Source organism: Embleya sp. NPDC050154 (assembly GCF_044460165.1).
GTDB lineage: Bacteria > Actinomycetota > Actinomycetes > Streptomycetales > Streptomycetaceae > Embleya.
The window spans coordinates 167,201-192,944 of record NZ_JBITJP010000014.1 but is presented as its reverse complement, the minus strand read 5'-3'; the positions used below and the strand labels follow the sequence as shown (position 1 = coordinate 192,944).

The window sequence follows — 25,744 nt, the reverse complement described above, 5'->3', positions numbered from 1 at the left end:
AAGTGGGCACCGGACACTCAACCTGACCGAGAAGACGAGGGCCCGCCCGCATGAGCGACCGGAGCGACGAACGTCAGCCGTACACCGGCGGCTCCGCCGAGCCGGACGACGGCGCGCACGACGATCCCTACCGGGGTCGGCCGCCCGCCGACCCGTACCTGCAGCAGTACGTCGACCCGTACGGACAGCCGGCCGATCCCTACGCCGCGCAGCCGCACGATCCGTACGCGCAGCCGGGCGACCCTGGCTACCACGACCCCAACGCGCCACAGCCGGGGTACGGCGAGCAGCCCTATCCGCAGCAGGGCGGCTATCCGGGCCAGGGCGGCTACGGCGGCGGGCCCGAACCGGTCTACGGGGATCCGTACGGCTCCGGGTCGGGTCAGGGCGGCTACGACCCGTACGCGCAGCAGCAGCCCCCGCAGCAGGCCGCCCAGGACGGCGGCGGCGCGTGGTTCCGGGACGAGTTGAGCGATCCGCCGGCGAACGACCCGTACGTGGGCGTGGACGAGCTCTTCACACCGGAGGCCCCGCAGTACTACGACCCGTCCCCGCCGTACGACCCGTCCGGGCAGGGCGGGCAGCCGCACCAGGCCCAGCAGTACGGCGGCGGTTACGGCTCGGGCGACCCGTACCAGCAGCAGCACCAGGTCCCACCGGCCCAGAACTACCCCCCACAGCAGCCGCACCAGCAGCCCCATCAGCAGCAGGCGCACCAGCAGCCGGTGCACCAGCAGGCGTACGTCCCGCAGCAGCCGAGCCCGCAGCAGGGGCAGGGCGGCTGGGGCGACTACGACCGGCCGGGCGGCTGGCTGATGGACCAGACGCTGACCGGCATCAACCTCGGCCTGGCCGGCGACATCGCGGGCATGCCCTCCTACACCGAGGCCTACCAGCGCTACGAGACCCAGCACCGGGCCGAGGCCGCGGCCGCGTCGATGTCCGCGAGCGCGGTCCTGGACGCCCCGCCGGTGCCGCTGAACCCGTCCACGTCGCCCGTCTACCGGATGCCCGGCTCGGGCGCCGAGGAGCGCATGGCCGGCATCCCGGTCGGCGGCGAAGGCAAGAAGGGCAGCAAGCTCGGCGGGATAATGCGATCCTCCGCCGTGATGGCGGCGGGCACGATCGTGTCCCGGATGACCGGCTTCGTGCGCAACCTGGTCGCCGCGGCGGCCCTGGGCACGGCGATCCTGGCGAACACCTACAACGTCGCCAACACGATGCCGACGCTGTTGTACATCCTGGTCGGCGGCGGCGCGCTGAACGCGGTCTTCGTCCCCCAGCTGGTGCGCGCGATGCGCCAGGACGACGACGGCGGCGAGGCGTACGCGAACCGTCTGCTCACCCTGGTCATGACGGTGCTGGCGGGGCTGGTGGTGATCGCCTGGCTGGGCGCGCCGCTGCTGATCCGGGCCTTCGCGAACTCGCTCGCCAAACACCATCAGGACTACGAGCTGGCGATCACCTTCGCCCGCTACTGCCTGCCGATCATCTTCTTCATGGGTCTGCACGTGCTGTTCGGGCAGATCCTCAACGCGCGCGAGCGCTACGGCCCGATGATGTGGACCCCGGTCCTGAACAACATCGTCATCATCGCCACGTTCGGCCTCTACATCTGGGTCGCCGGCACCGCGAAGAACACCGGGCAGAACTCGGACACCATCACCCCGGACGAGATCCGGCTGCTCGGCCTGGGCACGCTGCTCGGGATGATCGTGCAGTCGATGGCGATGGTCCCGTATCTGAAGGCCGCCCGGTTCCGCTTCCGGCCCCGGTTCGACTGGCGCGGCTCGGGGATGGGCAAGGCGCTCGGACTGGCCAAGTGGACGTTCCTGTTCGTGCTCGCGAACCAGGCCGGCTACCTGGTGGTGACCCAGCTCGCGACCGCGATCGACGTCAACGCCCGGGACGAGAACATCCAGTACGGCGTCGGCTTCACCGCGTACAGCAGCGCACTGCTGATCTGGCAGTTGCCGCAGGCGGTGATCACCGTGTCGGTGATGACCGCGATGTTGCCGCGGATGAGCCGGGCCGCCGCCGACGGCGACCTGGCCAGCGTGCGCGGCGACATCTCCTCCGGATTGCGCCTGTCGGCGGTGGCGATGATCCCGTGCGCGGCGATCTTCGTGGCGCTGGGCCGGGACATCGGCGGCTTCATCTTCGCCCCGACCGGCGAACAGAGCGCGCACTGGATCGGCTACATGCTGATGGCGCTGGGCCTGGGCCTGATCCCGTACTCGGCGCAGTACGTATTGCTGCGCGGGTTCTACGTGTACGAGGACACCCGCACGCCGTTCCTGAACACGGTCTGGATCGCGGGCGCCCAGGCCGCGTTCGCGGGCCTGGCGTTCATCGCGCTGCCCACCAAGTGGGCCGGTGTCGGCATCGCGGGCGGCTACAGCCTCGCCTACCTCGTGGGCGTGGTGCTGGCCGCGCAGCGGCTCAAGAAACGACTCGGCGACCTGGACGGCCGACGGGTGACCCGGACGTACACCCGGCTGCTGATCGCCGCCGGGATCGGCGGCGCCGCGGCGTTCTTCGTGGCCCGGATGTGCACCGGCCACTTCGGCTCGGCGATGGGTGGCTCGGCGATCGCCGTGGGCGCGGGCATCGTGACCATGTTCGTGGTCTTCTTCATCGCGGCGAACCGGATGCGGGTCGAGGAGATGAGCGCGATGACCGGGATGATCAAGGGTCGCCTCGGCCGCTGACCGCGAGCCCGTCCGGAGTGTCTACATCCGCCCGCCGAATCCCCCACCGGGAATTCGGCGGGCGGATCCGTGGGGGATGTACCACCATGGGCGAGTGAGGGTGTGCCGTGCGCCTGAACCGGGGTAAAGCTCCCGATACGCCGGTCTCGGTTTCCTTTCGGATCTTGTGACGAGGCAACCCGAGGCGCGGTCCGGGAGTCTCATGTTGTGTGGAGGTCGTCCCTGGCCAACGGCCGGAGATGGCTCACCTCTACGATGAGTACGCCGACGAGGAGGATGAGGCCGAGGTGACGGACCGAACCGCAGGATCCGTCGACCTAGCGACGGACGAGGCAAACCCCGTACCGACAAAGGCTTCTGATACATCGTCGGACAATCCGGTCGGTTCGGACGGCAAGGTCTCCGGAAACACCACCACGGTTCTGCCCGTCGGTACCGAGCCCGAATCCGATTCGGTCGAGGAAGTCGCGGCCGGCGCGGTCACCGAATCAGCGAACGGCGGCGCCGGGAAGGGCGATTCGCCCGAGACCGCGGACGCACCCGCCGCGGAGCTCCCCGCCGCCGAAGCCACGCCCGCCTCCGCCACACCCGCACCGGACGCGCCCGTCGAGGACGAACCGGTCACCCACAAACGGGCGAAGCGCAAACCCGCGAGGGCCGAGACCACGGCCGCGGACCCCACGCCCGACGACACCGCGACCGCGAAGCCGAGCGAGACCGAGCCCGCCACCCCGCGCACCGGCGTGGACGCCGCGGCGGACGCGCCGGATCCCGCCCCGGAACCGGCGCCGCCCCGGGTCGCCGTCAGCCGGGGCACCCGACTGGCCGACCGCTACCGGCTCGAACACCGCCTCTCCCAGAACGGCCGCAGCGAGACCTGGCGCGCCGTCGACGAGAAGCTGCGGCGCGCGGTGGGCGTGCACATCGTGCCCGCCGGAGGAGAGCACGGCCGCGCCGTGATCGCCGCCGCCCGCGCCGCCGCGCTGATGGGCGACCCGCGCTTCGTCCAGGTGCTCGACTGCGCCCAACAGGACGGCCTGATCTACGTGGTGAAGGAGTGGCTGCCCGACGCGGACAACCTCACCAAGGTCTTCGAGAGCGCGCCGCTGCCGCCGCACGAGGTCTACGAACTCTCCCGCGCGGTCGCCCAGGCGATGTCCGTCGCCCACCGGGCCGGCCTCTCCCACCTGCGCCTGACGCCGGAGAACGTGCTGCGCATGCACACCGGCCAGTACAAGATCGTCGGCCTGGCCGTCGAGGCCGCCCTGTACGGCCACGACACCACCGACGCGGCCCGCGACGACACCCACGCGGTCGGCATGCTGATGTACGCGGCGCTGACCCGGCGTTGGGTCGACGGCACCGAATACGGGCTCCAGGCCGCGCCGTTCACCGGCGGCAAGCTGTGCGCACCCGGCCAGATCCGGGCCGGTGTGGACGACACGCTGGCCGCGCTGGCGATGCGCGCGCTCGGCCACGAGGTCAAGCACGACCCGGCGTTCGAGACTCCGGGCGAACTCTCCGCGGCGATCGCCGCGATCCCGGAGATCCATCCGCCCGAGCAGGGCGAGATCGTCGGCGGCCCGGAGCAGGACGAGTACCCCGTCTACACGCCGACGCCGACCCGGACCGTCTACACCTCGGCCGGCTACGGCGGCGGCTCGAACGGCTCGGTCCGGCCTCCGATCGCGCCACCGCCGCCGCTGGGCGGCCGGTTCGGCGCGACGGTCAAGGGCGCGGTCGCGGTACTGGTGGTACTCGCGATCGTGTTGGTGACCTGGCAGGTGGCCAGCCATCTTGGCGACGGGGAGAAGAAGGAGGACCCGTTGAAGCCGCAGGGGGGCACCTCGTCGTCGGTCCCGCCGCCGAGCACCGCGGCCCCGACTCCGGTCACGTCGACGCCCAAGAACGCCCGGGAGATCTCCATCGGCGGCGGTTCGCCGACCCAGGCGGACGCCGCGAAGCTGACCATCGACGGGAACCCCGCGACCTACTGGCGCACGAACTACATGGTCGACGGCCCGGCGATCACCTACAACCGCAAGGGTTACGGCATCGTCTACGACCTGGGCGCGGTGCACGAGATCCAGAGCGTCGAGATCCAACTCGGCGCGGGTGGACCGCGCACCGACATGAAGCTGATGGCGGCGCCCGACGCGAAGTCGATGCCCACCTCCGAAAGCGCGTTCCGGGTCGAGGTCGGCCAGGCGTCGACCTCCGAGAACAGCCTGAGGATCACCGCGGCCAAGCCCGTGAAGGCGCAGTACGTCCTGCTGGTGATGACCGCGATGCCCAAGGTCGAGGCGAGTGTCGGCGACTACCAGATCTACAACGCCGGCTACCAGAACGCCTGGCGCGAGGTCACCTTCACCACGCTCGGCTGACCCGTCGCGACGATCGAGGCGAACCCCTCGCCAACCGGTGGCCGGCCCGTGCCAGGATGATCCCGGCACAGGGGGAGGTAGGCAGTGGGCACCGAGCAGACCGGATCGGCATACGCGGACGTCACCGACGCCGATCTGCTCTCCCGGCACGGCGGCGGCGACCCCGACGCGTTCGGCGAACTCGTCCGCCGACACCGCGACCGGCTGTGGGCGGTGGCCCTGCGCACCTTGGGAGACCGCGAGGAAGCCGCTGACGCCCTCCAGGACGCCCTGGTTTCCGCGTACCGTGCCGCGGGTCGGTTCGAGGGCCGTTCGGCCGTCACGACGTGGCTGCACCGGATCGTGGTGAACGCCTGCCTGGACCGGGCCCGGCGCAAGGCCGCCCGGCCGGCCGTACCGCTGCCCGAGGATCTCGACCAGCGACTGCCCGCGCCCGTGCACGAGGATCCGGCGATTCGCGGCGAGACCCGAGCGGCGGTGCTCGCCGCGTTGGCCACGCTGCCGGCCGAACAGCGCGCCGCGCTGGTGCTGGTGGACATGGAGGGCTATCCCGTCGAGGAGGCGGCCCGGATCCTCCAGGTCGCGTCGGGCACCATCAAGAGCCGCTGCGCCCGGGGCCGGGCCAAGCTGCTGCCGCTGGTGCGGCACCTGCGCGAGGCCGGACCACCCGGGGCGGATCGGGCACACGGGAACCCCGGAGCCGGACAATCCGTCCCATCGACGGACGGCCGCCCGAGAGCCGGCGGTCCGACTCCCGACACGGGTGGCACGAGCATGGAGGGAGGTGGCGCACGATGAGCGAGCACATCGACGTCGAGGTGCTGTCCGACCTCGTCGAAGGACTGCTCACCCCGGAGCGCGCGGCCGCCCTGGACGCGCACCTCGCCGAGTGCGCCGAGTGCCGCGACACCCGGGACGCGCTCGCGGAGGTCCGCGAGTTGCTCGGCGGTCAACCCCCCGAACCGATGCCGGCCGACGTGATCACGCGGATCGACCAGGCGCTCGCTCTGGCCGCGCTCCCGCCGCCGCGACCCGCCGAGGCACCCTCGGTGGGGATCCCCACCGCGGAACTCTTCGCCCTGCCGACCCCGGTTGCTCCGGTCCCGCCGTCCGCCCCGGCCGACGCCCGGACCGGGGCCGGCGACGACAACGTCGTCCGGCTCGACTCCGCCCGCCGGCGGCGCCGGCGCGGTCCGCTGCTGCTCGCGGCGGCCGCCGTGGCCGCGGTGGCCCTCGGCGTCACGGTCGTGGTCGGCACCGGTGGTGAGGACCGCGACTCGTCCGGCCGCCCCGCCGCCGCCAGGGACAACTCCGCCGTGTCCGCGCCCCAGGGCGGGGCCGGGGCGAGCGCCAAGGCCGGCGACCAACCGGGCGCGAAGTCCGAGGAACAGGCGCCGAGCCTGGAGAAGCCGTCCATCGCCGCGCCCCGCGAGTACACCGCCGCCGGACTGCCGCAACAGATCTCGCAACTGCTCCGCCGCGGCACCGTCCCGCCGACCCGGGAACTACCCGGGTGCGTCGCGACCGCGGTCGGCCCGAACGCGGCGCGAGCGCTGGCCGTCGACACCGGTACCTATGCCGGCGTCCCGGCCTGGGTGGTGGTCCTGGACGGCTCGAACGCCGGCCGGGTCAAGGTGGTCATCGTGGACTCGTCCTGCACCCGAGCGCACTCGGCGGCGCCTTCGAGCACGTTCGCGGGCTCGGTACTGCTGAGCACCGAGGTCGCCCGAGGGTGATCCCCGGCACGCCGCGCCCGCGGCGTTGGGACCCGGGAATGGTGCGCACCTAGGATCCGTTGTCGAACGAGACACCGCATCTCATCGGGGCGCGGGGCTCGCAGACCCGCACAGCCGACGCCGGTCACCGGCACGAGGCTCGACAAGGAACCAGGAAAGGCTCAGCGTGAGCGACGTCCGCAACGTGATCATCATCGGATCGGGTCCGACCGGGTACACGGCCGCCGTCTACGCAGCACGCGCGGACCTGAAGCCGCTGGTCTTCGAAGGCGCCGTCACTGCGGGCGGCGCGCTGATGAACACCACCGAGGTCGAGAACTTCCCCGGCTGGCCGGACGGCATCATGGGTCCGGACCTGATGGACAACATGCGCAAGCAGGCCGAGCGCTTCGGCGCCGAGCTGATCCCCGACGATGTCGTGGCCGTCGACCTGACCGGCGACGTCAAGACCGTCACGGACGGCGCGGGGACCGTGCACAAGGCGCACGCGGTGATCCTGGCGACGGGGTCCGCGTACCGCAAGCTCAACCTGCCCAACGAGGACGCGCTGTCCGGTCGGGGCGTCTCCTGGTGTGCCACCTGCGACGGCTTCTTCTTCCGGGACCAGGACATCGCCGTGGTCGGCGGTGGCGACTCGGCGATCGAGGAGGCCACGTTCCTCTCCCGCTTCGCCCGCTCGGTGACGGTGATCCACCGCCGGGACGAACTGCGGGCGAGCAAGGCGATGCAGCACCGCGCGTTCGCCGACGAGAAGATCTCCTTCGCGTGGAACAGCGAGGTCGCCGAGATCGTGGGCGACGGCAAGCTCACCGGCGTCAAGCTGCGCGACACGGTGACAGGTGAATTGCGCGACCTGGCGGTGACCGGTCTGTTCATCGCGGTCGGCCACGACCCGCGCACCGAATTGCTGAAGGACCAGATCGAGTTGGACGCCGAGGGCTACATCAGGGTCGACGCGCCGACCACGCACACCAACCTCACCGGTGTCTTCGCGGCGGGCGATGTCGTGGACCACACCTACCGACAGGCGATCACCGCGGCCGGCACCGGATGTGCCGCCGCCCTCGACGCCGAGCGCTACCTCGCCTCGCTCGCCGACGGCGCCTGAGGCACACCCGTCCGGCGGTTTTCGTTCCGCCTTCCCGCAGTCGAGCACAAGCCACCCGAGCAGACCGCCACCCGAGCACACCGAGGAGCAACCATGGCCGGGGCCACCACCACCGTCACCGACAAGACCTTCGACACCGACGTCCTGATGAGCGACAAGGCCGTGCTCGTCGACTTCTGGGCCGAGTGGTGCGGCCCGTGCCGCCAGATCGCCCCCGCCCTGGAGCAGATCGCGGAGGAGAACGCCGACAAGCTCACCGTCGCGAAGCTGAACATCGACCAGAACCCGGAGATCACCACCCGCTACGGCGTGATGTCGATCCCGACCCTGCACGTGTTCAAGGGCGGCGAGATCGTCAAGACGATCGTCGGCGCGAAGCCGAAGTCGATGCTGCTCAAGGAGCTTGCCGAGTACGTCTGAGCCGACGCGTTCCACGCACCGGCCGCACGGCACACGAGGGGCGCTTCCCGGAACCGGGAAGCGCCCCTCGTGCGTGTCAGGGCGTACCGTCGACCGGCGGGTGGGCGGCGAACGCGAGCCGCACACCCCGCCCGCTCGAGCCGGAATCCGGGCCCCGAGAGCCCCGCTCCGGTACGGGAACGGCCGAATGCGCGCGTACGATCGAGTGTTGCGTCAAAACTCGGGAGGACTCCTTTCCATGACCATGCAGCGGCGGTACCGACGCGGTGACACCGGCCCCGCAGTGGCCGAGATCAGGTCCAAACTGGTGCTGCTCGGCCTCCTGCCCGCCGGTGCCCACGCCGTCCACGGCACCGGCGACACGGACGGCCACGGCGGCTACGCGGACGCGGTGTTCGACGATTCCGTGGACCTGGCCGTCCGGCATTTCCAGCAGCAGCGCGCGATGACCGTGGACGGCGTCGTCGGCCCGGAGACCTACCGTCACCTCGACGAGGCACGGTGGCGCCTGGGCGACCGCATGTTGTCCTACTCGATCGGTCACCCGACGGTCGGGGACGACGTGGCCACCCTGCAACAGCGACTGCTCGACATGGGCTTCGACTGCGGCCGGGTGGACGGCATCCTGGGCCCGGCCACCGAGCGCGCCCTGCGCGAATTCCAGCGCAACTACGGACTCGGCGCGGACGGTACGTGCGGACCGGCCACGTTCCGAGCCCTCGACCGGCTCGCGCGCACGGTCGTCGGCGGCCAACCGCACGCGATGCGCGAGTCGGAGCTGCTGCACCGCTCCGGCCCCTCGCTGGCCGGCAAGACCGTGGTCATCGACCCGGGCCACGGCGGCACGGATCAGGGCGTGACGGCGCACGGGCTGACCGAGGCCGAGATCGTCTGGGACCTCGCCCGGCGGCTGGAGGGCCGGCTGTCCGCCCTGGGCGTGCAGGCGTACCTCACCCGAGGCCTGGACTCCGACGGCATCGGCGAGGAGGAGCGCGCGGCCTTCGCCAACGCCACGGACGCGGACCTGGTCATATCCCTGCACGCGGACCGCAACGAGAGTCCGCGCGCCGCGGGCGTCTCCTCGTACTACTACGGCAGCGGCAGCGACCGGTACGGGCGGCGCTCGCCGACCGGGGAGCACTTCGCGAGCCTGGTCCAGCGCGAACTCGTGGCGCGCACCGGCATGGTGGACGGCCGCACGCACGGGAAGGCGTGGACGCTGCTGCGGCGCACCAGGATGCCCGCCGTACGGATCGAGGTGGGCTACCTCACCAACGCGGAGGACGCGGCCCGACTGGCCTCGTCGGAATTCCGCGACCACGCCGCCGAGTCGGTGGTGGTGGCGCTCCAGCGGCTCTACCTGCCGCCGGAGGAGGACGTCCCCACGGGGATGTTGCGGCTGCCCGTCTTCACCTGAGCCGATCGGCCTTCGCCCGATCGCACGTCGGGTCCTCGGGTACGACCGGATCCACCGGCCGGCGTGAACCCCGCGGCAGCGCGTGGACCGGGATCGCGGGCCCGTCCGGCGTCCACGGCGTCGGGACCGGCCCTCGCGGACCCGGCGACCCGGCGAGCAGCCCGCCGACGAATCCGCCGACGGCACCCACTCCGAGACCTGCGACGACCCAGCGCATCGATCTCATCGCCCCTCCACGGGTGGTGCCGCGTTTCACGTGAAACGCGGCGCGAACAGTGACACCGCGCACGGCGGGCCGGACGACACGTTTCACGTGAAACACAAGCAAGGAAGGGGCCCTCGGTCAACGACCGAGGGCCCCTTCCCGCGTTCCTTTGCCGACTACGGGACGAGCAACGAGGTTTCCGTGCCGGCTGCGGACGTCGAATCCGCCTCCCGGTCCGCGTCCTCCGGGTCCACGTCCGCCGCGTCCGCCGAAGCCGCGCCGGCCCGAACGGGCCCGGTCTGACCGGGCAGTTCCGGCTCGGACAGCCGCTTGGCGAAGTGGTCGCCCTCGCCGGGTGCCATCGAGGCGAGGATGCGCTCCAGGTCCTCGATCGAGGCGAACTCGACGACGATCTTCCCCTTCTTCTGCCCGAGGACGACCTTCACCTCCGTCTCGAAGCGGTTCTTGAGCCGGTCCGCGAGATGGTTCAACGCGGGCGCGACGATCCGACCGGCACGCGGCTTGTGCGCCTTGGACTTGGCCGGACCCTCGTTGTTGATCGAGCGGGCGATCTCCTCGACCGTCCGCACGGTCATGCCCTCGGCGATGATCCGCTTGGCAAGCTTGGTCAGTTCGTCGGGTCGATCCTCCAGCGCCAACAACGCCCGCGCGTGACCGGCGAGCAACGTGCCGGCCGCGACCTTGGAGCGGACCTCCACCGGCAACTTCAACAGCCGCATCGTGTTGGTCAGATGCGGACGCGAGCGACCGATCCGGTCGGCCAGCTCCTCCTGCTTGCAGTCGAACTCCTCCAACAACTGCTGGTAGGCCAGCGCCTCTTCCAGCGGGTTGAGCTCGGAGCGGTGCAGGTTCTCCAGAAGCGCGTCGAGCAGCAGCTTGTCGTCGTCGGTCACCCGGACGATCGCCGGGATGTGGGTCAGCCCGGCCTTGCGGCAGGCCCGCCACCGCCGCTCGCCCATCACCAGCTCGTAGGTGCCCTCGGCGGTCGCCCGAACCACGACCGGCTGGAGGACGCCCACTTCCCGGATCGACTGGACCAGCTCGGCCATCGCGTCCTCGTGGAACACCTCACGCGGCTGGCGGGAGTTCGGCACGATCAGATCGAGCAACAACTCGGCGTACAGCGCGGCGGCGGGCGCGGGTTCGGTCTTCGGTGAATCCTGCACCGGGACCGACGTCGGCGACAGCGCCGACTCGTCCGTCGCTATCTCCGCCATCTTGCGCAGGGTCGCCGCAGCGGAGGACGAGGGCTGCAACGGTCGAGGGGGGATGAGCGATCCGAGCCCCTTGCCCAATCCCCTGCGTTGTCCGCTCATACTTCCTCCTTCGCCTTCGCCACGCCGCGCAGCGCCATCTCCCGAGCCGCTTCAAGATACGACAACGCCCCGGTGGAACCCGGGTCGTAGGTCATCACGGTCTGCCCGTAGCTGGGTGCCTCGGAGATGCGCACCGAACGCGGAATCGCGGTGGGCAACACCTCGTCCGGGAAGTGGTCGCGCACCTCCTGGGCCACCTGGGAGGCCAGCCGCGTCCGGGCGTCGTACATGGTGAGCAGGATCGTCGACACCGCCAGGTTCGGGTTCAGGTGCGCCCGGACCAGTTCCACGTTCCGCAACAACTGCCCGAGGCCCTCCAGCGCGTAGTACTCGCACTGGATCGGGATGACCACCTCGGCACCGGCCACGAGCGCGTTCACGGTCAACAGGCCGAGCGACGGCGGGCAGTCGATCAGGATGTAGTCCAACGGCTGCTCGTACGCCGCGATCGCGCGTTGCAGCCGGCTCTCCCGAGCGACCAGCGAGACGAGTTCGATCTCGGCGCCGGCGAGGTCGATCGTGGCCGGCGCACAGAACAGGCCCTCGACGTCGCGCACGGGCTGGACGACCTCGGCCAGGTCGCGGCCCTCGACCAGCACCTCGTAGATCGACGGCGTGCCCGCGTGATGGTCCACCCCGAGCGCGGTGGAGGCGTTGCCCTGCGGGTCGAGGTCTATCACCAGGACACGGGCACCGTGCATGGCCAGCGCCGCCGCGAGGTTCACGGTCGACGTGGTCTTGCCGACGCCACCCTTCTGGTTCGCGACCACCATGACCCGGGTGCGCTCCGGGCGGGGAAGCCCCTCCGAAGCACGGCCCATCGTCTCGACGGCCTGTCTGGCCGCTCGGGCGATGGGTGTGTCTTCGATACCGGGCGCCTCTGTTTCACGTGAAACGTCGATGGGGGCACCCACTCGGGGCGCCGGCATCGAGGCTGTCGGGTACTCGGACGGCAACGGTCCACTCTCCTCTCCTGCCGCGGCGACATGGGAACTCGGGCCGACGGAATGACCACGCACTGCGGCGGCACCCTCAGAGGGTGTCACGTTCCGGCGCGCCTCAGGTGAGTAGAAGCGTTTCCACGGAAGGCGTTTCACGTGAAACACGATCTCGGGTATCGCGGTGGGAGCACGCTCACGACACACCCCGAGCGGGCAGGAACGGCGTTTCAGCCGTCCGGCCCAACCCGGGACGGACTACTTCCCGGGACGCCGCCTGGTCGTCTTCGCGGCCCGCCGCGCCTTCGTCGTCTTGGACTCCTTGGCCGACACGGTGCCGATCCGCACCCGCACGACGGTGGTCAGCGGATCGACGATCCCGGCCCCGGCGTGCTCGACCCGCCACGAGACCGCGCCGAGCTTGCGCAGGTCCGCCTCGGACTCCAGCAGTTCCTCGGCCGCCGAGTCGCCCTTGAGCGCGAGCATCTCGCCGCCCGAACCGAGCAGCGGCAGCCCCCACCCGGCCAGCTTGGCCAACGGCGCAACGGCGCGCGCGGTGACCACGTCGGCGGCGGTACGGCCGCGCAGTTCCTCGGCGCGGCCGCGCAACACCTCGACGTTGTCCAGGCCGAGTTCCTCGACCACCTCGTCGAGGAACGTGGTGCGCCGCAACAACGGCTCGACGAGGGTGATCCGCAGGTCCGGTCGGACCAGCGCGAGCGGGATGCCCGGCAGGCCACCGCCCGAACCGACGTCGTGCACGATCGCGTTCTCCGCGATCAATTCGGCGACCACCCCGCAGTTGAGCAGGTGCCGCTCCCAGAGCCGGCCGACTTCGCGTGGGCCGACCATGCCCCGGCGTACACCGGGCCCGGCCAGCAGATCGGCATAGCGAATCGCGCGGTCCAGGTTGGCACCGAAGAGGCGGCCTGCCGCCTCCGGCGCCTCGGGCGCGCGCTCGTCCACCGGCGGATCGGGGGTCGTGTCGTCCTGACGTTTCACGTGGAACATCATCCCAGGAACGGCGCCGGCCCCACCTGTGATGCAGGTGGGGCCGGCGCGACGGTTTGCGGAAACGGATCCGTGGACCCGATCAGGCGGGCAGGACGACGACGCAGCGATTGGGCTCCTCGCCCTCCGACTCGCTGCGCAGTCCGGCCTCCGCGACGGTGTCGTGCACGACCTTGCGCTCGAACGGGGTCATCGGCTTGAGCTTGAGAGAGGTACCCGCAGCCTTGACCTCTGCCACCGCCTCGGTGGCGATCTCCGCCAGGTTCGCCCGCTTGGCGGCACGGAACCCGTCCACGTCGAGCATCAGCCGGCTGCGCTCGCCGGTCTCCCGGTGAACCGCCAGCCGGGTCAGCTCCTGGAGAGCCTCCAGGACCTCACCGTCGCGGCCGACCAGACGCTTGAGGTCTGCGCCGGAGGATTCGCTCTCGTCCCCGGCGATCACCGAGACCGACGCGCGCCCGCCCTCGACGTCCATGTCGATGTCGCCGTCGAGGTCGGCGATGTCGAGCAGGGCCTCCAGGTAGTCCGCGGCGATCTCGCCCTCCTGCTCCAGACGGCTGATCTCCTCCGCGGTGAGCGTGATCCGACGCGAGGCGGCGGGTGAGTCGACGGCGGGGGTCGTGCCTTCCGTCACAGGGGAACTCCTTTGTGGACGAGTGAGCGAGTCGTTGGGGTGGGCGGCGGCCGGCCCTTCGAGGGTGGTCACTTCTTCCTCGGATGCTTCCGGCTCTGGGTCTGCTTGCGCGGGCCGGCGTTACGCGCACCGGAGTGCGGGGTCCGCGCGGTCGAGCCCTTGACCGAGCCGTTCGACCGGGCGGTGCCGTTGCTCGCCGCGGTACCGGCTTCCGAGGTCTCCTCGGCGTCCTTGCCCGCCGCTTCCGCGTCCTCCCGAGCCCGGGCCTTGCGCTGCGACTTGGTGAGCCTGGTGGGCTGCTGGCGCCGGGCGGCCTGGGCCTTGAGCTCGGCCTGCTGGGCCTCGTACTCGGCGGCGTCCATCACCTTGCCGTCGGGAAGCAGCACCTTGCCCTGCTTGCGCGCCTTCTCCGCGAGCTTCTCCTGCCGCACCTTGAACGCCGGGCTGCCCGGGGTGGGGTTGCGGTTGATCACGAAGAGCTGCTGGCCCATCGTCCACACGTTGGTGGTCAGCCAGTAGACGAGCACACCGACCGGGAAGTTGATGCCGAAGACCGCGAACATGATCGGGAACGCGTACATCATCAGCTTCTGCTGCTTCGCGAACGGGTTGCCCACGAGCGAAGCGGGGTCGGTGTTCTTCGTCATCAGCTGGCGCTGAGTGAAGAACTGCGACCCGGACATCAGCACGATCATCACGATGGTGACGATGCGCACGGTGGTCAGGTCGGCCCCGAGGCCGGCGATCTTGGCCGCCGAGTCGGTGAACTTGGCGGCGATCGGCGCACCGAAGATGTGCGCCTGCTGCGCGCTGTTCACCAGGTCACGGTCGATCACACCGACCGTGCGGTTCTGCGAGATCCGCTGCAGTACGTGGAACAGGGCGAAGAAGAACGGCGACTGGACCAGGATCGGAAGGCAGCTCGAGAGCGGGTTGGTACCCGTCTCCTTGTAGAGCTTCATCATTTCCTGGGACTGACGCTCACGGTCGTCCTTGTACCGCTTCTGGACCTCCTTGATCCGCGGCTGCAGCGCCTGGAGTCCGCGGGTTGCCTTGATCTGCTTCACGAAGAGCGGGATCAGGCAGATCCGGATGACGACCACGAGGCAGACGATGGACAAGCCCCAGGACCAACCGCTGTCCTTGCCGAAGATCGGGCTGAACAACGAGTGGAATTGGACGATGATCCAGGATACGGCGGTATATAGGGGGTTAAGAATCCCCACAGTCAAGCTCCTCGGGCGGTGGTGTTCGCACCGGGCGCGGGCTCGGTACGGCCGGTGCTGGACGTCTGCTGCCGCTCGTGCGGCTCCGACTCCGAGCGCGACTTCCGTTCGGGGAGTCGCCACGGTCGGCGTGTGCGCGGCGGCACAGGATCGACACCGCCAGAGTTCCAGGGGTTGCAGCGCAGGATGCGCCACACGGTGAGGTAGGTGCCCTTGAACGCGCCATGGACGGACATCGCCTCATACCCATAATGCGAGCACGACGGGTAGAAGCGACACACCGGCCCCAGCATCGGGCTGATCGTCCACTGATAGACCCGAATGAACCCCATGAACAGGTACTTCACGCCGTCGCTCCCGGCTTGGCCGCGGGTCCGTCCGTGCGAACCGCGACAGGGCGCCCGGCCCGGCCCAGAAGCCGGTCGAACGCTGCGTCCAGATCCCGTGCCAGGGCGGAGTGCTCCGCCTGGGCAGCAGGTGGCAATGCCCGTACCACGACCAGGCTACCTGCCGGGAGCAGGGCCATCCGATCGCGTATGAGGTGGCGTAGCCGACGCTTGACGACGTTACGGACAACCGCGGGGCCGACAGCCTTGCTCACGACGAAACCCGCACGCGGTGGTGGAGCGTGCTCCACATCCGCGTGCGGGTCCTCTGCCACAGATTGGCGCAGGGTGTCCGGCTCGGACGGCCGTGCGGTCACCGGGGTGCGTTCGGACGTCACGAGCCCACTCGTCTCCTGGCGATGCAGGTGGACGACCAGGTTCGGACGGCCGGCTCGACGCCCGCGGCGAACCGCGATCGCGAAGTCCTCGCGCCGCCTCAGCCGGTTATCGGCAGGCAGCACGGAGAGATCCGCGAACTCAGGCGGAAAGCTCCGCGCGGCCCTTGCGGCGACGGGCAGCAAGGATGGCGCGACCGGCACGGGTGCGCATGCGCAGCCGGAACCCGTGGGTCTTCGCCCGGCGACGGTTGTTCGGCTGGAAGGTGCGCTTGCTCACTCGGGGGCTCCAGGATTTGAATCGTGGGCCGGCAGAAAAGACCGCCGGCCACCACCGTACGTCCGCATCGACATGATCTCGGACATGCGGCAGCGGTCGTCAGACAACTAGACCGGCCCACGGTACGTACCAATAGGCGACGGGGTCAAATGGGGGATCCGGGGCACGTCGCCCACCTGCGAAAACACAGTATCGAGCAGGCTGTACACAGGCTGTGGACAACGGGTTGAGCAGGTTACCGGGCGCCACTACCGTGAACAGGTGGGTCGGACCGGAGCGCTCGCTCCCGGGGTCCGGGACACTGGGAGCCCTCCCGAGACCTGCGTCGATGCAATGAAAGAGCGTGCACTGTGGCTGACATCACCAGCGACCTCGCCGCAGTCTGGGCACGGTTCCTGGAACGACTGGCCACCGACGACTCGGTCACGGCCAAGGACAAAGGATGGCTCCAGCGGACGCAGCCGCTGACCCTCTTCTCCGACACCGCGCTGCTGGCGGTGCCGAACGAGTTCGCCAAGGAAGTATTGGAGACCCGGCTCCGCCAGGTGGTCACGGACGCGTTGAGCCACGGTTTCGGCCGGCCGATCCGGTTCGCGGTCAGCGTCGAGCCGGGAGCCGGCGAACCCGAGCCGGTGCCCGAGCGGCACGACCGCTCGCCCCGGCACGACGACTACAACCCCGGCCCGTACGGACGCTCCTCCTATGGCGGCGACCGCTACGGCCGCGACGGTTACCCCCAGGAGCCTTACGGCCAGCAGGCGTATCGCCAGGACCGTGATCCGTACGCCGAGCCGCAGTACCAGCAGGACTACCCGCACGAGCGCTACGCGCCGGGACCGTACCGGGATCAGCGTGACCCGCGCGAGCAGCGCGATCCCCGGGACGGTCGGGACGGCCGTGAGCAGCGGGATCTTCGTGATCCCCGCGAGCCGCGTGAGCCCCGGGACACCCGCGATCCGCGCGACGCGCGCGACCCGCGGGATTCTCGTGATCAATACGGGTACGGGGGCAGCCCGAGCGCCCCCTCGGATCATCCGGGAATTCCGCCGTCCGACGGAACGCTCTTCGCGGATCGCGAGGACCTATTCGGACCGCCCGGCTTTTCCACACCGTCCGTCCACAGCTTTGTGGATAATTCGACACATCAATCCGGCGACAGAGAGCAGCCGCCGGGCGCCTCGCAGCCGCCCCAGCAGTCCCAGCCGCCCCACCAGGCACCGCCCGTACCACCGGCCGACGTGCCCGGCGGGCGACCGCTGCGGCTGGCCCGGCCCGGAACCGGGCGCGAGCACGGCGTGGTCGAACACGAACCCGCCGCGCGGCTGAACCCCAAGTACCTGTTCGAGACGTTCGTCATCGGGTCCAGCAACCGGTTCGCACACGCGGCGGCGGTGGCGGTGGCCGAGGCGCCCGCGAAGGCGTACAACCCGCTGTTCATCTACGGCGAGTCGGGCCTGGGCAAGACCCACCTGCTGCACGCGATCGGGCACTACGCGAAGAGTCTGTATCCGGGCACTCGGGTGCGCTACGTGAGCTCCGAGGAGTTCACCAACGAATTCATCAACTCGATCCGCGACGGCAAGGCCGACGGCTTCCGCCGGCGTTACCGCGATGTCGATGTGCTGCTTGTGGACGACATCCAGTTCCTGGAGACCAAGGAACAGACGCAGGAGGAGTTCTTCCACACCTTCAACACGCTGCACAACGCGAACAAGCAGATCGTCATCTCCTCGGACCGGCCGCCCAAGCAGCTCGTCACGCTGGAGGACCGACTGCGCAACCGGTTCGAGTGGGGGTTGTTGACCGACGTGCAGCCGCCCGAGTTGGAGACCCGGATCGCGATCCTGCGCAAGAAGGCCATCCAGGAGGGGCTCAACGCGCCGCCGGACGTACTGGAGTACATCGCCAGCAAGATCTCCCGGAACATCCGCGAGTTGGAGGGCGCGCTGATCCGGGTGACCGCGTTCGCCAGCCTGAACCGCCAGCCGGTGGACCTGCAGCTCACCGAGATCGTGCTCAAGGACCTGATCCCGGACAGCGCGGGGCCGGAGATCACGGCGACCACGATCATGGCGCACACCGCCGCCTACTTCGGCCTGTCCGTCGAGGACCTGTGCGGCACCTCGCGCAGCCGGGTGCTGGTCACCGCGCGCCAGATCGCGATGTATCTGTGCCGTGAGCTGACCGACCTGTCGCTGCCCAAGATCGGGGCCCAGTTCGGCGGGCGCGACCACACGACCGTGATGCACGCGGACCGCAAGATCCGCTCGTTGATGGCCGAGCGGCGCTCGATCTACAACCAGGTGACCGAGTTGACGAACCGCATCAAGAGCTGATTCGGCGTCTCGAGACCGCTTCGTACCGGCCGGCGTTCCCCTTCGGGGCCGCCGGCCTTCGCATGTCCGATGTGACCTTCGTCTCATCGTCTCCACGGAGGCCGAGTTATCCACCGATCGGCGCCGACTTGGGCGTCCACACCATGGGGATGACGCGTTTGCCGTCGAGTTCCCCACAATGGCTCCGGGATCCTGGGGAAAACGCCGGCGAGCCGGCAGGTCAGGTTCCTGTGGTGATGTGGAGCGGATTCCTCCACAGACTGTGGATAACTTTTCCTTCGCGCGTCGTCCACCGCCGTGTTGTCTGGTTGTCCACGTCCCGTCCACCGAAATTCCGAGCTTGTCCCCAGGTTGTCCACGGATCTGTCCACAGTCGGGCCGGTTTCACCCCTTACGGTGAATCCCGTGCCGAGCGGCGTCCGCAGAGGGTGGGGACAAGTGGCCCTCAACCTGGGGATTGACTGGGGACAAGTACGGGTACGGCTGGGGACGGCCTGTGGAGCCAATTCGGGCATCCACAGACACAGGGGGTTTATCCACTGGTCCACCCACACCTCGAAGTGGACAAAAAACAGCCTCTGACCTGTGCATATACCGGTTATCCACGGTATCCACACCCCCTACTACTACGACCACACGGAGTTCAAGAGAGATCCACGGAAAACGGTCGGGTCGGCCCGAATCTGTGGACTGCGGGTTTGCCGGGGGCTGCGCGGGCTGTCGGCCCGGTGCGTCAGACTGTGTCCCGGTGGTAGGCCCCGACGGCCCGGCACCGATGCCGAACCAACGAACGGCAGACAGACGACAGACAGACGGCCGGTAACGGCAGGAGGCGGTGAACCGGTGAAGTTCCGGGTCGAGCGTGACGTTCTCGCTGATGCGGTGGCGTGGACCGCGCGGAGTCTCCCGGCGCGGCCGGCGGTTCCCGTCCTCGCCGGATTGCTCCTGGAAGCGGCGGACCAGCGACTGACGCTGTCCAGCTTCGACTACGAGGTCTCCGCCCGAGGCGGCGTCGAGGCCGAGATCGACGAACCGGGCCGGGTGCTGGTGTCCGGGCGACTGCTCGCCGACATCTCCAAGAGCCTGCCGAACCGCCCCGTCGAGGTGTCCACCGACGGCTCCAAGGTGACCGTGGTCTGCGGCAGCGCCCGATTCACCCTGCCCACCCTGCCTGTGGAGGACTACCCGGCGCTGCCGGAGATGCCCACCGCCGCCGGGACGGTCGAGGGGGACGTGTTCGCCGCCGCCGTGGCCCAGGTGGCCATCGCGGCCGGCCGCGACGACACGCTGCCGATGCTGACCGGCGTCCGGGTCGAGATCGAGGGCGACCTGGTCACCCTCGCCGCCACCGACCGATACCGGCTCGCGGTCCGCCAGTTCCACTGGAAGCCCGAGGCCGACGGCCTCTCCTCGGCGGTCGCCCTGGTGCCCGCCAAGACCCTCAACGACACCGCCAAGTCGCTGACCCAGGGCGACAGCGTGCAGATCGCGCTCTCCGGGGACAAGATCGGCGAGGGCATGATCGGCTTCGAGGGAGCCGGTCGACGCACCACCACGCGGTTGCTCGAAGGCGAATTCCCCAAGTACCGGGCGCTGTTCCCGGAGCAGTCGGAGACCGTCGCGACGGTGGAGACCGCCCCGTTCGTGGACGCCGTCAAGCGCGTGTCCCTGGTCGCCGAGCGCAACACCCCCGTGCGGTTGTCGTTTTCCGACGGTCGGCTGGTGCTCGAAGCCGGCTCCGGCGACGAGGCGCAGGCCTCCGAGGCGATCGACGCGACGCTGGAGGGCGAGGAGATCTCGATCGCCTTCAACCCGACGTTCCTGCTCGAAGGGCTCAGCGCGATCGGCTCCCCGGTCGCCCAGATCTCCTTCACCACGTCCACCAAGCCGGCCGTGATGACCGGCAAGCCGGACGTCGAGGCCGAGGCCACCGACGAGTACCGCTACCTGATCATGCCGGTGCGCCTGTCCGGCTGACGCCGGGCCGCGGCCGAACCGGGCACGATCCACACCCGGGTTCGGCCGCGACCACCGTGCATGACCCCGCAGCAGCACGGGCAACCGCTACCCGCGTACCGTCGACGCGGTGAAAAGCCCCCACAAGGGGTGTGGAAGCGGCCTCGGTGGTGCCCCACCCGGCATCGCAGCAGCGAACGAAGGATTTCAGGATGCAGCTCGGACTCGTCGGCCTCGGCAAGATGGGTGGCAACATGCGCGAGCGTCTGCGGCGCGCGGGCCACACGGTCGTGGGCTACGACCGCAACCCGGACGTCGCGGATGTGCACAGCCTCAAGGAACTTGTGGACGCGCTCCCCGAGCCGCGCGTGGTGTGGGTGATGGTGCCGGCGGGCGCGGCCACCCAGGCCACGGTCGACGAGCTCGGCGAACTGCTGTCCCCCGGTGACGTGGTCGTCGACGGCGGCAACTCCCGCTGGACGGACGACATCAAGCACGCCGAGGCGCTGGCCGCGAAGAACATCGGCTTCGTCGACTGCGGTGTCTCCGGCGGCGTTTGGGGTCGCGACAACGGCTACGCGCTGATGTGCGGCGGCGACGCCGCGAACATCGCGAAGGTCCAGCCGATCTTCGACGCGCTCAAGCCCGAGGGTCCGGCGGGCTTCGTGCACGCGGGCAAGGTCGGCGCCGGGCACTTCGCGAAGATGGTGCACAACGGCATCGAGTACGCGCTGATGCAGGCCTATGCCGAGGGCTGGGAACTGCTGGAGGCGGCCGACGTGGTCACCGACGTGCGGGAGGTGTTCCGCAGTTGGCAGGAGGGCACGGTCATCCGCTCGTGGCTGCTCGACCTGGCCGTGCGCGCGATGGACGACGACGAGCACCTGGAGGGCCTGCGCGGCTACGCGGAGGACTCCGGCGAGGGTCGCTGGACCGTGGAGGCGGCGATCGACCACGCGGTCCCGCTGCCCGCGATCACCGCGTCGCTGTTCGCCCGGTTCGCCTCCCGTCAGGACGACTCGCCGCAGATGAAGATGGTCGCGGCGCTGCGCAACCAGTTCGGTGGCCACGCGGTCACCGCCGCGTCGACGCACAAGGGGGCCGACGCCCCGGGTGCCGACACCACGCCGCCGAAGGAGGCCGACGCGGGCTGATCGCCGGCCCGCCCGCCCATGCATGTAGCGCACCTTTCACTCGTCGACTACCGGTCGTACGCCCGGGTCGAGGTTCCCCTCGAACCGGGCGTGACCGCGTTCGTGGGGCCCAACGGCCAGGGCAAGACGAACCTCGTCGAGGCGATCGGATACCTGGCCACCCTCGGCAGCCACCGGGTCGCCTCCGACGCGCCCCTGGTCCGGCTCGGCGCCGAGCGGGCGTACGTACGGGCCAGCATCGTCCGCGAGGACGGCCGCAGCGCGCTGGCCGAGTTGGAGATCAATCCCGGCAAGGCCAACCGCGCCCGGATCAACCGCTCGGCCGCGACCAGGCCTCGCGACCTGCTCGGCCTGCTGCGCACCGTGCTGTTCGCGCCGGAGGACCTGGCGCTGGTCAAGGGCGACCCGGGCGAACGCCGCAGGTTCCTGGACGAGTTGCTGACCGCGCGCACCCCGCGCCTGCTCGGCGTGCGCCAGGACTACGACCGGGTGCTCAAGCAGCGCAACACGCTGCTGCGCACCGCGGCCCTGGCCCGGCGGGCGGGCGGCGGTCGCAGCGGAGCGTTGAGCACGCTGGACGTGTGGGACGAGCACCTGGCCGCGACCGGCGCCGAACTCACCTGTGCCCGGCTCGATCTGGTCGCCGCGCTGCAACCGCTGGTGGACAAGGCCTACGACGCGTTGTCCACAGGCGGTGGACCGATCGTCCTGGACTACCGCAGTTCGATGTCGGAGGATCCGCTGCCCACCGACCGGGCCGGCGTGCACGCGGTGCTCACGGCGGCGATCGCGGCGGGCCGGGCGGCGGAGGTGGAGCGCGGCCAGACGCTGATCGGCCCGCACCGCGACGATCTCGTCCTGCGCCTGGGCCCGCTGCCCGCCAAGGGCTACGCCAGCCACGGCGAGTCCTGGTCGTACGCGCTGGCGCTGCGGCTGGGCTCCTACGAACTGCTGCGCGCGGACGGCGGCGAGCCGGTTCTGGTGCTCGACGACGTGTTCGCCGAGCTCGACGTCACGCGGCGGGCGCGGCTCGCGGAGATGGTCGCGCACGGCGAGCAGGTGTTGGTCACGGCCGCCGTGGCCGAGGACGTGCCGGCCGCGCTCTCGGGCGCGCGCTACGACGTCGCCGCGGGCGAGGTTCGGAGGGTCGGGGATGAGTGACGAGGCCCACATCCCGCCCGCCGGCGGCCCCGGGCGGGCCGAGCAGCCGCCCGCCGAGCCGACTCGCGGGATCGACCTGGCCCGCGCGGCGCTGACTCAGGCCCGGGCCCAGGCGCGGACCCGCCACGACGTTCGACAGGACCAGGCACAGGCCCGACGTGGCTTGAAACGCAGTGGTTCCGGTCCCGACGATCGCGACCCCCAGCCGCTGCGGCAGATCATGGGGCGCCTGGTCACCGAGCGCGGCTGGCAGACCCCGGCGGCGGTGCACGGTGTCCTGCAGCGCTGGCCGGAAATCGTCGGACCGGCGCTGGCGGCAAACTGCCGCCCGGAGCGCTTCGAGGACGGCGAACTGGTCGTTCGCGCCGAATCCGACAACTACGCGACCCACGTGCGGTGGCTCGCGCCGAAACTGCTGGCCCGGCTCAACCAGGAACTCGGCGATGGCACCGTCACGTTCATCCGGGTCCTGGGACCGGCGCAGGAACGCCGCCGGGGACAGTGGCGCGCGCAGCCCTAGTCGGTTTTCGGCCATGGGTGATCGGGCTCGCGCCCGCCCGTGGGCGGGCCGCGGCGCCCATGACCGCCGCCGACCGGGGCGATGTGTCCGGTGTCATACCGGTCTGACACGCTGTTACCGTCCGAGTCGGTCGCGCCGCGTGGACAGGCATGAGAGCGATTCGGGACCCCGGGGCAAGTAGGGGGACATGCGACAGGGCACATCAGGGCGCCACACGCGGACACAGGCCCCTTGGGAACCCATCTTTGTGTCGCCCCGACCGGTAGACTGAACCAGCAATACCGCTCATGCGGATCCTGTTTCGACTTCCGCGGCTCCGTGCCCGGGGGCGTGTCGGGCCGGCCGGCCGGTCGTCCGACGCTCCCTGCCGATCCTGCTCCCGGGCAGGGAGCCGTGCTGTGCCAGAAAGGGCGCTTCGTGGCCGATTCCGGCAACCCCAAGGAGAATGACGTGGCCGGCTCGCCGGAAACCTCTGCCGCGAGCAACTCGGCGTCGTACGGCGCGAGTGACATCCAGGTCCTGGAGGGCTTGGACGCGGTCCGGAAGCGCCCGGGCATGTACATCGGTTCCACCGGTGAGCGCGGCCTGCACCACCTGGTCTACGAGGTGGTGGACAACTCGGTCGACGAGGCCCTCGCGGGGCACGCGACGCACATCGAGGCGACCATCCTCGCCGACGGCGGCGTGCGGGTGGTCGACAACGGGCGTGGCATCCCCGTCGACATGCACCCGGTCGAGAAGAAGCCCGCGGTCGAGGTCGTGCTGACCATCCTGCACGCGGGCGGCAAGTTCGGCGGCGGCGGCTACTCGGTCTCCGGCGGTCTGCACGGCGTCGGTGTCTCCGTGGTCAACGCGCTGTCCTCGCGCCTGGCGGTGGACATCCGCCGCGACGGCTACCGCTGGACGCAGGACTACAAGCTGGGCACGCCCACCGCGCCGCTGGAGCGGCACGAGGCGACCGACGAGACGGGCACCCAGGTCACCTTCTGGGCCGACGGGGACATCTTCGAGACGACCGTCTACTCGTTCGAGACGTTGTCCCGGCGCTTCCAGGAGATGGCCTTCCTCAACAAGGGCCTGACCATCTCGCTCACCGACGAGCGCCCGGACCACGTGGACGAGAAGGGCGAGCAGCTCTCGGTCACGTACCACTACGAGGGCGGCATCGCCGACTTCGTGCGCTATCTCAACTCGCGCAAGGGCGAGCTGGTGCACCCGTCGGTGATCGACATCGAGGCCGAGGACAAGGGTCGGACCATCTCGGTGGAAGTCGCGATGCAGTGGAACTCGCAGTACACCGAGGGTGTGCACAGCTTCGCCAACACGATCCACACGCACGGCGGCGGCACCCACGAAGAGGGCTTCCGGTCCGCGCTGACCGCGTTGATCAACCGTTACGCGCGGGAGAAGAAGCTGCTCAAGGAGAAGGACGAGAACCTCGCCGGCGAGGACATCCGCGAGGGTCTGACCGCGATCATCTCGGTCAAGCTCGGCGACCCGCAGTTCGAGGGCCAGACCAAGGACAAGCTGGGCAACACCGAGGCCAAGACCTTCGTACAGCGGGTCGTGCACGAGCACCTCACCGACTGGCTCGACCGCAACCCCGCCGAGGCCGCGGACATCATCCGCAAGTCGATCCAGGCCGCGACCGCGCGCATGGCGGCTCGCAAGGCACGCGACCTGACCCGGCGCAAGGGTCTGCTGGAGACCGCGTCGCTGCCGGGCAAGCTCAGCGACTGCCAGAGCAACGACCCGTCCAAGTGCGAGATCTTCATCGTCGAGGGCGACTCGGCCGGTGGTTCGGCCAAGTCCGGCCGCGACCCGATGTACCAGGCGATCCTGCCGATCCGCGGCAAGATCCTGAACGTCGAGAAGGCCAGGATCGACAAGATCCTGCAGAACACCGAGGTCCAAGCGCTCATCTCGGCCTTCGGCACCGGTGTGCACGAGGACTTCGACATCGAGAAGCTGCGCTATCACAAGATCATTTTGATGGCGGACGCCGACGTCGACGGTCAGCACATCAACACCCTGCTGCTGACCTTCCTGTTCCGCTTCATGCGCCCGCTGGTCGAGGCCGGACACGTGTACCTGTCGCGCCCGCCGCTCTACAAGATCAAGTGGAGCCGGGACGACTTCGAGTACGCCTACTCGGACCGCGAGCGCGACGCGCTGCTCGAACTGGGCCGACAGGCCGGCAAGCGCGCCAAGGACGACTCGATCCAGCGCTTCAAGGGTCTCGGCGAGATGAACGCCGAGGAGCTGCGGGTGACCACGATGGACATCGACCACCGAGTCCTGGGCCAGGTCACGCTCGACGACGCGGCGCAGGCCGACGAACTGTTCTCGGTGCTCATGGGCGAGGACGTCGAGGCCCGCCGGTCGTTCATCCAGCGCAACGCCAAGGACGTCAGGTTCCTGGACATCTGACCAGCCGGGGGGATCCGCCGCGGCGCGGATGTCCACACCCGAGTCGGCCCCACGCCACA

Annotated in this window: 21 protein-coding genes; 13 read left to right on the top strand and 8 right to left on the bottom strand. The window is 70.0% G+C overall.

Annotated elements, in window-relative coordinates:
- The first annotated feature begins 50 nt into the window (after positions 1–50).
- From murJ to ACIBSV_RS28120, 7 genes are all read left to right on the top strand, one after another.
- Positions 51–2,711, top strand: a complete 2,661-nt coding sequence (gene murJ / locus ACIBSV_RS28150) for a murein biosynthesis integral membrane protein MurJ (RefSeq protein WP_395867773.1) — start codon at positions 51–53, stop codon at positions 2,709–2,711.
- 239 nt (positions 2,712–2,950) lie between these two features.
- Positions 2,951–5,095, top strand: coding sequence for a protein kinase family protein (locus tag ACIBSV_RS28145; protein WP_395867771.1), 2,145 nt, complete (start codon positions 2,951–2,953; stop codon positions 5,093–5,095).
- An 84-nt stretch (positions 5,096–5,179) separates the two neighbouring features.
- On the top strand, positions 5,180–5,893 hold the full coding sequence (gene sigM / locus ACIBSV_RS28140) for an RNA polymerase sigma factor SigM (RefSeq protein ID WP_395867769.1): 714 nt from the start codon (positions 5,180–5,182) through the stop codon (positions 5,891–5,893).
- On the top strand, positions 5,890–6,831 hold the full coding sequence (locus tag ACIBSV_RS28135; RefSeq protein ID WP_395867767.1) for an anti-sigma factor family protein: 942 nt from the start codon (positions 5,890–5,892) through the stop codon (positions 6,829–6,831). Before sigM ends, ACIBSV_RS28135 begins: the two co-directional genes overlap by 4 nt.
- A 166-nt stretch (positions 6,832–6,997) precedes the next feature.
- On the top strand, positions 6,998–7,939 hold the full coding sequence (gene trxB, locus ACIBSV_RS28130) for a thioredoxin-disulfide reductase (protein WP_395867765.1): 942 nt from the start codon (positions 6,998–7,000) through the stop codon (positions 7,937–7,939).
- A gap of 93 nt (positions 7,940–8,032) precedes the next feature.
- The gene (gene trxA / locus ACIBSV_RS28125) at positions 8,033–8,359 is read left to right on the top strand and encodes a thioredoxin (RefSeq protein WP_395867763.1); all 327 of its coding nucleotides are present in this window, start codon (positions 8,033–8,035) and stop codon (positions 8,357–8,359) included.
- Between the two features lie 238 nt (positions 8,360–8,597).
- Positions 8,598–9,776, top strand: coding sequence for an N-acetylmuramoyl-L-alanine amidase (locus ACIBSV_RS28120; RefSeq protein ID WP_395867761.1), 1,179 nt, complete (start codon positions 8,598–8,600; stop codon positions 9,774–9,776).
- A gap of 381 nt (positions 9,777–10,157) precedes the next feature.
- Here ACIBSV_RS28120 and ACIBSV_RS28115 read toward each other — a convergent pair whose 3' ends face one another.
- The 8 genes from ACIBSV_RS28115 to rpmH form a co-directional block, all read right to left on the bottom strand.
- Complete coding sequence (locus ACIBSV_RS28115) at positions 10,158–11,318, bottom strand: ParB/RepB/Spo0J family partition protein (RefSeq protein ID WP_395867759.1); 1,161 nt, start codon at positions 11,316–11,318, stop codon at positions 10,158–10,160.
- Positions 11,315–12,247 (bottom strand): ParA family protein, encoded by a 933-nt coding sequence (locus tag ACIBSV_RS28110; RefSeq protein WP_395867965.1) that lies wholly within the window; start codon positions 12,245–12,247, stop codon positions 11,315–11,317. Before ACIBSV_RS28110 ends, ACIBSV_RS28115 begins: the two co-directional genes overlap by 4 nt.
- Before the next feature lie 267 nt (positions 12,248–12,514).
- Positions 12,515–13,267 carry a 16S rRNA (guanine(527)-N(7))-methyltransferase RsmG gene (rsmG, locus tag ACIBSV_RS28105; RefSeq protein ID WP_395867963.1) on the bottom strand — a complete coding sequence of 251 codons (753 nt, stop codon included), beginning with the start codon at positions 13,265–13,267 and terminating at the stop codon, positions 12,515–12,517.
- An 82-nt stretch (positions 13,268–13,349) separates the two neighbouring features.
- Entirely contained in the window at positions 13,350–13,901 is a 552-nt protein-coding gene (locus ACIBSV_RS28100; RefSeq protein WP_395867756.1) for a protein jag, read from the bottom strand.
- Positions 13,902–13,969: 68 nt separating this feature from the next.
- Positions 13,970–15,127, bottom strand: coding sequence for a membrane protein insertase YidC (gene yidC, locus ACIBSV_RS28095; protein ID WP_395867754.1), 1,158 nt, complete (start codon positions 15,125–15,127; stop codon positions 13,970–13,972).
- A 2-nt stretch (positions 15,128–15,129) separates the two neighbouring features.
- The gene (yidD, locus tag ACIBSV_RS28090) at positions 15,130–15,474 is read right to left on the bottom strand and encodes a membrane protein insertion efficiency factor YidD (RefSeq protein WP_020557146.1); all 345 of its coding nucleotides are present in this window, start codon (positions 15,472–15,474) and stop codon (positions 15,130–15,132) included.
- Entirely contained in the window at positions 15,471–15,974 is a 504-nt protein-coding gene (gene rnpA, locus ACIBSV_RS28085) for a ribonuclease P protein component (RefSeq protein ID WP_395867752.1), read from the bottom strand. Before rnpA ends, yidD begins: the two co-directional genes overlap by 4 nt.
- 16 nt (positions 15,975–15,990) lie before the next feature.
- Positions 15,991–16,128, bottom strand: a complete 138-nt coding sequence (gene rpmH, locus ACIBSV_RS28080; protein ID WP_010849920.1) for a 50S ribosomal protein L34 — start codon at positions 16,126–16,128, stop codon at positions 15,991–15,993.
- A gap of 350 nt (positions 16,129–16,478) precedes the next feature.
- Here rpmH and dnaA point away from each other — a divergent pair, with 350 nt between their 5' ends.
- The 6 genes from dnaA (at position 16,479) to gyrB (ending at position 25,685) form a co-directional block, all read left to right on the top strand.
- Positions 16,479–18,464 (top strand): chromosomal replication initiator protein DnaA, encoded by a 1,986-nt coding sequence (gene dnaA / locus ACIBSV_RS28075; protein ID WP_395867750.1) that lies wholly within the window; start codon positions 16,479–16,481, stop codon positions 18,462–18,464.
- Between the two features lie 843 nt (positions 18,465–19,307).
- Positions 19,308–20,441 carry a DNA polymerase III subunit beta gene (gene dnaN / locus ACIBSV_RS28070; protein WP_395867748.1) on the top strand — a complete coding sequence of 378 codons (1,134 nt, stop codon included), beginning with the start codon at positions 19,308–19,310 and terminating at the stop codon, positions 20,439–20,441.
- Positions 20,442–20,632: 191 nt separating this feature from the next.
- Positions 20,633–21,574 (top strand): phosphogluconate dehydrogenase (NAD(+)-dependent, decarboxylating), encoded by a 942-nt coding sequence (gene gnd / locus ACIBSV_RS28065; RefSeq protein ID WP_395867746.1) that lies wholly within the window; start codon positions 20,633–20,635, stop codon positions 21,572–21,574.
- An 18-nt stretch (positions 21,575–21,592) separates the two neighbouring features.
- Positions 21,593–22,735: a DNA replication/repair protein RecF gene (gene recF / locus ACIBSV_RS28060; RefSeq protein WP_395867744.1), complete on the top strand. Its 1,143-nt coding sequence runs from the start codon at positions 21,593–21,595 to the stop codon at positions 22,733–22,735.
- The gene (locus tag ACIBSV_RS28055; RefSeq protein ID WP_395867742.1) at positions 22,728–23,255 is read left to right on the top strand and encodes a DUF721 domain-containing protein; all 528 of its coding nucleotides are present in this window, start codon (positions 22,728–22,730) and stop codon (positions 23,253–23,255) included. The genes recF and ACIBSV_RS28055 overlap by 8 nt, the downstream gene beginning before the upstream one ends.
- A 393-nt stretch (positions 23,256–23,648) precedes the next feature.
- Complete coding sequence (gene gyrB / locus ACIBSV_RS28050; RefSeq protein ID WP_395867740.1) at positions 23,649–25,685, top strand: DNA topoisomerase (ATP-hydrolyzing) subunit B; 2,037 nt, start codon at positions 23,649–23,651, stop codon at positions 25,683–25,685.
- The last annotated feature ends 59 nt before the right edge of the window (positions 25,686–25,744 follow it).

Excerpts from the sequence above, each read along its gene's own strand:
- gnd (WP_395867746.1), top strand. The coding sequence starts at position 20,633 with ATGCAGCTCGGACTCGTCGGCCTCGGCAAGATGGGTGGCAACATGCGC.
- murJ (WP_395867773.1), top strand. The coding sequence starts at position 51 with ATGAGCGACCGGAGCGACGAACGTCAGCCGTACACCGGCGGCTCCGCC.
- ACIBSV_RS28115 (WP_395867759.1), bottom strand. The coding sequence starts at position 11,318 with ATGAGCGGACAACGCAGGGGATTGGGCAAGGGGCTCGGATCGCTCATC.
- trxA (WP_395867763.1), top strand. The coding sequence starts at position 8,033 with ATGGCCGGGGCCACCACCACCGTCACCGACAAGACCTTCGACACCGAC.
- ACIBSV_RS28145 (WP_395867771.1), top strand. The coding sequence starts at position 2,951 with ATGGCTCACCTCTACGATGAGTACGCCGACGAGGAGGATGAGGCCGAG.
- ACIBSV_RS28110 (WP_395867965.1), bottom strand. The coding sequence starts at position 12,247 with ATGCCGGCGCCCCGAGTGGGTGCCCCCATCGACGTTTCACGTGAAACA.
- recF (WP_395867744.1), top strand. The coding sequence starts at position 21,593 with ATGCATGTAGCGCACCTTTCACTCGTCGACTACCGGTCGTACGCCCGG.
- rsmG (WP_395867963.1), bottom strand. The coding sequence starts at position 13,267 with ATGTTCCACGTGAAACGTCAGGACGACACGACCCCCGATCCGCCGGTG.
- ACIBSV_RS28135 (WP_395867767.1), top strand. The coding sequence starts at position 5,890 with ATGAGCGAGCACATCGACGTCGAGGTGCTGTCCGACCTCGTCGAAGGA.
- ACIBSV_RS28055 (WP_395867742.1), top strand. The coding sequence starts at position 22,728 with ATGAGTGACGAGGCCCACATCCCGCCCGCCGGCGGCCCCGGGCGGGCC.
- ACIBSV_RS28120 (WP_395867761.1), top strand. The coding sequence starts at position 8,598 with ATGACCATGCAGCGGCGGTACCGACGCGGTGACACCGGCCCCGCAGTG.